The organism is Streptomyces synnematoformans, assembly GCF_039531005.1.
Lineage (GTDB): Bacteria > Actinomycetota > Actinomycetes > Streptomycetales > Streptomycetaceae > Streptomyces > Streptomyces synnematoformans.
In genome coordinates this window covers 1-2,703 of sequence record NZ_BAAAPF010000536.1, presented here as the reverse complement: position 1 = coordinate 2,703, position 2,703 = coordinate 1, and the positions used below count along the sequence as shown (strand labels likewise).

The window sequence follows — 2,703 nt, the reverse complement described above, 5'->3', positions numbered from 1 at the left end:
CCCACCGCGCCGGGGATGCTGACGGTGCCCGGCGCGGTGGGCGCTCCCGGTTCTTCCGGTTCTTCCGGTTCTTCCGGTTCTCCCGCTCCCCCCGGCGGGGCGCAGCCCGCCGCCCTCGTCCGCGTTCCCGAGTCGGTGTCCGTCCCCGTACCCGAGTGCGACCCCGCTCCCCTGTCCGAGTCCGCCCCCGGGTCCACCGCCTCGGCGGATACCGCGTCCGCCGCCGCGGCCTGCGGTGCGGCCGTTCCCGCCGTCTCGGTCGTCGCTGACGGAATCGATTCTGCACTGGGCCTCATCCGGTCCCCTCACCTCCGCTCGCGAAGGTAGTTTTCGCACGTCAAAGCAATCGGCGCGGCGTCCGTGACTTCACCCGAAGGGATGGCGGATACGGCGTTCCGCCGCGCCGCGCCGCACCGTTGTGCATACGAGCGGGTGCCGCGCCCCGGCCGCGCCGGCGGAGGTAGCCTTGCCCCGTGCCCGCTCTATCCGACGTCGTCGCCGCGCTCGAAGCCCTCTGGCCCGCCGGCCGCGCCGAGCCGTGGGACGCGGTCGGCACGGTGTGCGGCGACCCGGACGCCCGTGTGGAGCGCGTCCTGTTCGCGGTCGACCCGGTGCGGGAGGTCGTCGACGAGGCCGTGGAGCTGGGCGCCGACCTGCTCGTCACCCACCACCCGCTCTACCTGCGCGGTACGTCGACCGTCTCGGCCGGCACGTTCAAGGGCCGCGTCGTGCACACCCTCATCAAGAACGACGTCGCCCTGCACGTCGCCCACACCAACGCCGACCGCGCCGACCCCGGCGTCTCCGACGCCCTCGCCGGCGCCCTCGGCCTCCGCGTCACCGGTCCGCTCGTGCCCGACGCCGATGCCCCCGACGATCCGGCCGGCCGCCGCGGCCTCGGCCGCCTCGGCGAGCTGGACGCCCCCGTGCCGCTGCGGGAGTTCGCCGACCGCGCCGCCGCGTCCCTGCCGCGCACCGCCACCGGGCTGCGCGTCGCCGGCGACCCGGCCGGCGAGGTCCGTACGGCCGCCGTCTGCGGCGGCTCCGGCGACGGCCTCTTCGACGCCGTCCGCGCCGCCGGCGTCGACGTCTACGTCACCGCCGACCTGCGTCACCACCCGGTCTCGGAGGCGCAGCAGCACGCCGCGCTCGCCGCCGGCGGCCGCCCGTACCTGATCGACGCGGGCCACTGGGCCACGGAGTGGCCCTGGTGCGAGCAGGCCGCCGCGCAGCTGGACGCGATCTCGGACCGGAACGCGTGGGGTCTGCGCACCCATGTGTCGCGTATCGTGACCGACCCCTGGACCACTCACTCCGCCGCCCCGACCGCGAGCACCGCGGGGCCGCCGACCCCCCACGCCAGCCTTGCCCCTACGAGCCCGGAGCAGCCAGCTTGAAAGCCGCGCCCGCCGACCAGATCCGCCTGCTGGACGTCCAGGCCCTCGACGTCCGCCTCACCCAGCTCCAGCACCGCCGCCGCACCCTCCCCGAGCACGAGGAGGCCGCCGGCCTGGAGGCCGACCTCGTGCAGCACCGCGACCTGCTCGTCGCCGCGCAGACCGAGGAGAGCGACACCGAGCGCGAGCAGGCCAAGGCCGAGAAGGACGTCGACCAGGTGCGCCAGCGCGCCGCGCGCGACCAGCAGCGGCTGGACTCCGGCGCGGTGACCTCGCCCAAGGACCTGGAGAGCCTGCAGAGCGAGATCGCGTCGCTGGCGCGGCGGCAGAGCGACCTGGAGGACGTGGTCCTGGAGGTCATGGAGCGCCGCGAGTCCGTGCAGGAGCGGGTGGCGGAGCTGACCGGGCGGGTCGAGTCGGTTCAGGCCAGGATCGCGGACGCCACGGCGCGGCGCGACGCGGCCGTCGGCGAGATCGACGCCGAGGCCGGCACGGTCGCCAAGGAGCGGCAGGAGGCCGCCGGCGAGATCCCCGCGGACCTGCTGACGCTGTACGACAAGCTGCGCGAGCAGCAGGGCGGCGTCGGCGCGGCCCGGCTGTACCAGCGGCGCTGCGAGGGCTGCCGGCTGGAGTTGAACATCACCGAGATCAACGAGGTCCGGGCCGCGGCCCCCGACGCCGTCGTACGGTGCGAGAACTGCCGCCGCATCCTGGTCCGTACGCCCGAATCCGGCCTCTGATGCCGGGCTCGTCCCGGCGGGAGTTCGTCGTTGAGGCGGACGGCGGCTCGCGGGGGAACCCGGGGCCCGCGGGGTACGGCGCCGTGGTGCGCGACGCGGCCGGCGCGGTGCTGGCCGAGGACGCGGCGTACGTGGGCGTGGCGAGCAACAACGTCGCGGAGTACCGGGGGCTCATCGCCGGGCTGCGGGCGGCGCGGGCGCTCGACCCGGACGCGGAGGTCCGGGTGCGGATGGACTCCAAGCTGGTCGTCGAGCAGATGTCGGGCCGCTGGAAGATCAAGCACCCCGGGATGCGGGAGCTGGCCGCCGAGGCGCGGGACGTCTTCCCGCCGGGGCGGGTGTCGTACGAGTGGATCCCGCGGGAGAAGAACAAGCACGCGGACCGGCTCGCGAACGAGGCGATGGACGCGGGCAGGCGCGGCGGGCAGTGGAGCGCGGCGGGGTCGCGGGCGGAGCTGGACGAGGAGGGCGGCGCCGGTGCGCCGGAGGGCTCCGGCACGGCCGCCGAGGGCGGCGCCGGGGCCGCGCCCGCCGCCGTGGGCTGGGGCGGCGACCTCGGGGCGCCG

3 protein-coding genes are annotated in these 2,703 nt (G+C 76.1%); all 3 read left to right on the top strand.

The features are described from left to right. Positions 1 to 473 precede the first annotated feature (473 nt). Complete coding sequence (locus ABD317_RS35640) at positions 474 to 1,397, top strand: Nif3-like dinuclear metal center hexameric protein (protein WP_344295961.1); 924 nt, start codon at positions 474 to 476, stop codon at positions 1,395 to 1,397. Then, positions 1,394 to 2,137: a zinc ribbon domain-containing protein gene (locus ABD317_RS35635; RefSeq protein ID WP_344295958.1), complete on the top strand. Its 744-nt coding sequence runs from the start codon at positions 1,394 to 1,396 to the stop codon at positions 2,135 to 2,137. The genes ABD317_RS35640 and ABD317_RS35635 overlap by 4 nt, the downstream gene beginning before the upstream one ends. Then, positions 2,137 to 2,703, top strand: a 567-nt coding sequence (locus ABD317_RS35630) for a reverse transcriptase-like protein (RefSeq protein ID WP_344295954.1), incomplete at its 3' end; no start/stop codon positions are given. The genes ABD317_RS35635 and ABD317_RS35630, both read left to right, overlap by 1 nt.